This window comes from Peterkaempfera griseoplana, from assembly GCF_001418575.1.
Lineage (GTDB): Bacteria > Actinomycetota > Actinomycetes > Streptomycetales > Streptomycetaceae > Peterkaempfera > Peterkaempfera griseoplana.
Genome location: NZ_LIQR01000017.1, coordinates 1 through 5,772 on the forward strand (window position 1 = coordinate 1; position 5,772 = coordinate 5,772).

Sequence of the window (5,772 nt, forward strand, 5' to 3'; positions counted from 1 at the left end):
GGGCGGGGCCGGGGCCGCGGGCCGGGGCGGCCTCGCCTCACTGGTCCGGGACCCCGCACTGCACACCCTGCAGGCCGCCGCCGGGCTGACCGGCCTCCCCGCGGACCGGCTGCGGAAGGACGCCGGGGCGAACATCCGCGGCGGTGCCGCGCTGCTCGCCTCCTACGAGAGGGCGCTGCGGGGCGGCACACCCGCCGACCCGGACCAGTGGTACGGGGCGGTCGCCCGCTACAGCCAGGCGTCCGGGCGCAGGGCCGCGGCGTCGTTCGCCGACCGGGTGTTCACCGCGATCAGGACCGGCGTCCAGCGGACCACCGACGACGGCCGGCAGGTCCGGCTGAGCGCCGACCCGGCGGTGCGCCCCGCCACCGCCGAGCTGAGCGCGCTGGGCCTGACGGCCGCGGACGCCGCCACCGGCACACCGGCCGAGTGCCCCTCCACCCTGGTCTGCACCTTCGTCCCGGCCTCCGCGTCCAACGGCCAGGTGGCCGACCGGCCGGCCGACGGCATGCGGATCGACTCCATCGTCATCCACGACACGGAGTCGTCGTACGACTCCGCCGTCACCTCGTTCCAGCAGCCCGGGGGCGGTTCGGCCCACTATGTGATCCGCGCGTCCGACGGCGCGGTCACCCAGATGGTGCCCACCAAGGACCTCTCGTTCCACGCCGGCAACTACTCCGACAACATGCACTCCATCGGCATCGAGCAGGAGGGCTTCGCCGCGCAGGGCGGCACCTGGTACTCGCCGACCGTCTACGAGACCATGGCCGACCTGGTGAAGTACCTCTCGGCCCGCTTCGGCATCCCCCTGGACCGCCAGCACATCATCGGCCACGACAATGTGGTCGGCCCGTCGTCGGCCCTGGTCTCGGGGATGCACTGGGACCCGGGACCGCAGTGGAACTGGGGCTACTTCATGCGGCTGCTCAGCGGCCCGACCACCGTGGGCAGGCGCGGGGTCGGCCCGGTCGGCTCGGTGGTGACGATCACGCCCGGCTACCAGCAGAACCTGCAGACCGTCCAGGTGTGCCCGTCGGACGACCCCACCGGCGCCACCACCGCCTGCACCGAGCGGCAGCAGCCGTCCGACTTCCTCTATGTGCGGACCGCTCCGAGCGCGGACGCCCCGATCTTCGGCGACCCGGCGATCCACGCCGACGGCGTGGGCACCGACCGGATCAACGACTGGGGCGGCACGGTCGTCGACGGCCAGCAGTTCGTGGTCGCCGACCGCTGCGGGGACTGGACGGCGATCTGGTTCAGCGGTGCGAAGGTGTGGTTCTACAACCCCGGCGGCCGGTACACCACCCCGGCCGGCGGTGTGCAGGTGATCACGGCCGCGGGTAGCGCCCCGGTCTCCGTCTGGGGCTCGACCTACCCGGACCGGGCCGAGTACCCGGCGGGCCTCTCCCCCTCCACACAGGCGCCGCTGAGCTGGTACACCGTGCCCGCGGGCCAGGCGTATGTGGCCACCCGCCCGGCGTTCCCCACCGACGACTTCTTCTCCTCCAGCGACACGGTGGTGACCGGCTCCAAGCAGATGTTCACCATCCAGTACAACCACCGGCTGGCGCGGGTGTACGCCGCCGACGTCACCGCGGCCGACGCCCCGGCGCCTCACTGACAGCAACTCACTGACTGATCGTCAGCGCCCTGCTCCGCCCCCGCCGCCCGTTCCCACGGCGCGGCGGGGGCGGTGCCCCGACGGTCACCGGACCTCACCCGGAGGCCGCCGCGGCCCTGCCGAACAGCCGTCCCGCGAGGTCCACCCCCACGACCGCGCCGCTGCCGTCGCGGGTGAAGAAGCCGCGCTGCCCCTGCATCGGGCCCTCGGTGACGATGTACTCGTCGGCGTCGCCGGGCAGCAGGCCGACGGCGAACGGGGGGTAGTCCGCCGGGAGTTCGACCCCGGAGGCGGCCCGGATCTCCGGCTTGATCAGGACCTCGACGGTCAGCCCGGCGCCGTCCGTGCCGACGGTGAAGGTCATGGCGTCGTTCTCGTATCCGCCGGCCACCTCCCGGGCCCACGCCTCGTCATGGGGGAGCGGCTCGGGATCGCGGTCGGCCACCCCCAGGCAGGTCCGGAGCGCCCAGCGGACGACGGCCTGGTTGAAGGCGACACCGCCCGGGCCCGCGTTGGACGTCACCACGACGGCGAAGTCCCGGTCGGGCACCAGGAGGAGCTCGGCGAACTGCCCGTTCGCCGACCCGCCGTGTCCCACGGTGCGGACACCGCCCACATCGCGCAGGAACCAGCCGATGCCGATGGCGTCGCCGAGCGCACTGCCCCGCAGGGCGACCGTCGGCTGCCTCATCCGGTGCAGCATCCCGGCGGGCAGCACCCGGACGCCGCTCTCCGCGCATCCGTCACCGAGGTGGAAGCGGGCCCAGCGGAGCTGGTCCGCGACCGAGGACGCCAGGCCGCCGCCGGGGTTGTTGGCGCGGTTGTCCTTCCACCGCCGCACGGTGACCGGTGTGCTGTCCTCGTCGAGGTTGTGCCCGACGGCGAACCGCCGGGTCATCGCGTCGGCGGGCGCGAAGACGCTGTGGGACAGACCCAGCGGCTCCAGCAGGAGCGAGGCGACGGCCTGCTCGTACGGCAGCCCGGTGACCTTCTCGATGATCCGCCCGGCGAGGTTGTACCCCACCTGGCTGTAGGAGGCGCGGGCTCCGACCGGGGCGATCTGCTCCAGCCCGGCCAGCGCGGCCACATGGCCGGCCAGGGCGTCGTCGCCCTCCCCCGTGTCGACGATCAGCCGCCAGTCCAGCCCCGCGGTGTGGTTGAGGAGGTTCAGCACGGTCATCTCCGCTGCGGCCTGCTCGTCCGCGAGCGCGAGTTCGGGGACGTAGCGGCGCACTGGGGCGTCCAGGTCGACCCGGCCCTGCGCGACCAGGCAGACCAGTGCGGTGGCGGTGTAGGTCTTGGTGACCGAGCCCAGCACACAGAGTGTGTCCGGGTCGACGGGCAGCGGGTTGTCGACGCTGGTCACGCCATGGCAGGCGAAGACCTCCCGGCCGTCCGCCCAGATCCCGACGGCGGCGCCGGGAATGCCGAACTCCGCGGCGGCCTCCGCGACGAACCCGGACAGCGTCTCCTGTGACATGGCGTTCCCCTCGTCCCCGGCCCTGGGCGCCACCGGGTCGGCCACGCCCTCCGCCTACGACTTGCACAGTGTTCAAGAAAGGACGTTAGGGCATGACTTGAACAGCGTGCAACAGACTTCTCGAACAACGTTCACGTCGGCGTCGGCCCCCTATCCTGAGCCCATGCCGCGCACCACGCTGACCAGCGCACAGATCGTCGACGCCGCCGTCGGGCTCCTGGACGCCGAGGGCCTGGAGGGCCTCAACATGCGCGCGCTGGGCAAGCAGCTGGGCTCCGCGGCCACCGCGGTCTACTGGCACGTGGGCAGCAAGGAGAACCTCATCGCCCTCGCCGCCGACCAGGTGTGGCACGAGATCCCGCTGCCCGACCTCGCCGTCGTCGACTGGCGGACAGCCGCCACCCGGCTGGCCACCGACCTGCACACGATGCTCACCCGCCACCCCTGGCTGGTGCAGGCCTTCGGCTCCCTGCCGCTCTTCGGCCCCGGCAAGGCCCGCCACGACGACCACAGCCTCGCCATCCACGAGGCCGCCGGGTTCACCGGCGGCCAGGCCGACCAGGCAGCGGCCACCGTCTTCACCTTCGTGCTCGGCAACGCCCTGGGACCGGCCGCGGCGGACTCGCTCGCCAGGAGGCTCGGACGCGCCGGTGACGACGCGGCGGAGGCGATGCGCGACAGCACGGCGAAGGCCCATGAGATCGCCGCACGGTTCCCCCGGCTGCGCGCCCGCCTGGAGACGGCCGCCGCCGGCCACGGGGCGGCCCCCGACAACAGCTTCCAGTTCGGCCTCCAGACCGTCCTCGACGGCCTGGAGGCCCGGCTCGCCGCAGCCAGGCCGTAGCGCCCCCCTCCCGCCACCCGCTCCGGACGCAGGCGGCCGAGCCCCGCCCGCGTCCGGCGGCGCAGCGCCGGCGTACGGCCCTGCCTGAACGGCGGCCCTGGCCTTAAGCCCGGGCGGACCGCGCCCCGTCAGCCGCCGCGCGGTCGGGGCGAACGTAAGCCATCCCACACTGCCGGCACGCATGGGCCGCAGCGGCACGGGCTAGAATTTGAACTGACCAGTCAGTTCAAAAACAGGGGATGACATGACCGACCCCGAGGGTGGCGCCGCCGTCGCGGCCAGGTCCCTCTCCCTGCGCGGCCCACGTGGCTGGGTCTACCGCGAGGTGGACCTCACCGCCGGACCGGGCGCCCTGGTCGCCGTCGAGGGCCCCGCGGGCTCCGGCCGCACCGCCCTGCTGCTCACCCTCGCCGGACGGATGCGCCCCAGCGCGGGCGACGCCACCGTCGCCGGACTGCACCTGCCCCGCCAGGCGGCGAAGGTGCGCCGTATCGCGGCACTCGGCCCGATGCCCGGCGTCAACCAGCTGGACCCGGCGCTCACCGTGGGCGAGCACATCAGGGAGCGCGGACTGCTCCACGCCCCGGTGCGCTCCCTGCTGCTCCGCCGCGGCGACCAGCGGTCGGCGGCGGCCCTGGCCACCACCGGCTTCACCGCCGAAGGCCTGCCCCGCGGCCTGCGGACCCCGGTGAGGGAGCTGGACGCGCTCCGGCTGCTGCGCCTCGCCACCGGGCTGGCCCTGACCGGCCGCCCCCGGCTGCTGTGCGTGGACGACATCGACGACCGCCTGCACGCCACCGACCGTGACGCCGCCTGGCACATGCTCCACCAGGTCGCCCGAAGCGGCGTCACCGTACTGGCCGCCACCACCGACGCCACCGCGGCCGGTGGCCTCGCCGAGGTGACGGTACGGCTGCCCGGGGACACCGGGGCGCAGCCGGCAGCCGATGCCACCGGGACGGCTGACACAGCCGGAACGACCGGGACGAGCGAAACGACCGGGACCACCGAGGGGGAAGCCGCCGATGCACACGCTTAGCCTGGCCCGCCTGGAGCTGCGCAGGTTCGCCCGCGGCCGCCTCCCCCGGGCCGCCCTGGTGGCCCTGATGCTGCTTCCGTTGCTCTACGGCGCCCTCTACCTCTGGTCCTTCTGGGACCCCTACGGCCGGCTGGACAAGCTGCCCGTCGCACTGGTCGTCCAGGACCGCGCCGCCACCGTCCAGGGGACCAGGATCGACGCCGGGCAACAGCTGGCCGGTGAGCTGAGGAAGCGTCACATATTCGACTGGCAGGAGACGTCCGCCCAGGAGGCGGCGGCGGGTGTCGCCTCCGGGAAGTACTACCTCTCGCTGACCGTCCCCCAGGACTTCAGCCGGGACATCGGATCCAGCGACAGCGACCACCCCGAGCGCGCCGCCCTCCAGGTGCGCACCAACGACGCCAACAACTACATCGTCGGGCAGATCTCCCGCTCCGTCTTCACCGAGGTCCGCGCCGCCGCCTCCGCCAAGGCGTCCGACGGCTTCTACGACCGGATCTTCATCGGCTTCTCCGACCTGCACGACCGCACGGTCAAGGCCGCCGAGGGCGCCGACCGGGTGCACAGCGGCGCCGCCAAGGCCCACCAGGGCGCCGGACAGCTGGCCGACGGCGCCGACCGGGCCCACCAGGGCGCGGGGCAGCTCGCCGACGGCACCAGGGACGCCGGTGGCGGCGCCGAACGGCTCGCCGCCGGGCTGGCCAGGGCCAAGCAGGGCAGCAGCGACCTGGCCGACGGCCTCGCCGGGCTCGACCGCGGCGCGGGGCAGCTCGCCGACGGCA

5 protein-coding genes are annotated in these 5,772 nt (G+C 73.9%); 4 read left to right on the forward strand and 1 reads right to left on the reverse strand.

The genetic code is table 11. From position 1 onward, the window contains the following. Nucleotides 1–1,627, forward strand: a 1,627-nt coding sequence (locus AOK09_RS01465) for an N-acetylmuramoyl-L-alanine amidase (protein ID WP_055585241.1), incomplete at its 5' end; no start/stop codon positions are given. Nucleotides 1,628–1,721: 94 nt separating this feature from the next. Here AOK09_RS01465 and AOK09_RS01470 read toward each other — a convergent pair. After that, nucleotides 1,722–3,107, reverse strand: a complete 1,386-nt coding sequence (locus tag AOK09_RS01470) for a serine hydrolase domain-containing protein (protein ID WP_055585244.1) — start codon at nt 3,105–3,107, stop codon at nt 1,722–1,724. Nucleotides 3,108–3,270: 163 nt separating this feature from the next. Here AOK09_RS01470 and AOK09_RS01475 point away from each other — a divergent pair, with 163 nt between their 5' ends. The 3 genes from AOK09_RS01475 to AOK09_RS01485 form a co-directional block, all read left to right on the forward strand. Next, a complete protein-coding gene (locus AOK09_RS01475) occupies nt 3,271–3,951 on the forward strand; it encodes a TetR/AcrR family transcriptional regulator (protein WP_055585242.1) in 681 nt (226 codons plus the stop codon). Nucleotides 3,952–4,195: 244 nt separating this feature from the next. After that, entirely contained in the window at nt 4,196–4,990 is a 795-nt protein-coding gene (locus tag AOK09_RS01480; RefSeq protein ID WP_055585243.1) for an ATP-binding cassette domain-containing protein, read from the forward strand. After that, a partial coding sequence (locus tag AOK09_RS01485) for a YhgE/Pip domain-containing protein (RefSeq protein WP_217698361.1) occupies nt 4,977–5,772 on the forward strand: 796 nt, incomplete at its 3' end. The genes AOK09_RS01480 and AOK09_RS01485, both read left to right, overlap by 14 nt.

What these genes read in the sequence shown, in the direction of transcription:
- AOK09_RS01470 (WP_055585244.1), bottom strand. Translation starts at nt 3,107, where the DNA reads ATGTCACAGGAGACGCTGTCCGGGTTCGTCGCGGAGGCCGCCGCGGAG.
- AOK09_RS01475 (WP_055585242.1), top strand. Translation starts at nt 3,271, where the DNA reads ATGCCGCGCACCACGCTGACCAGCGCACAGATCGTCGACGCCGCCGTC.
- AOK09_RS01480 (WP_055585243.1), top strand. Translation starts at nt 4,196, where the DNA reads ATGACCGACCCCGAGGGTGGCGCCGCCGTCGCGGCCAGGTCCCTCTCC.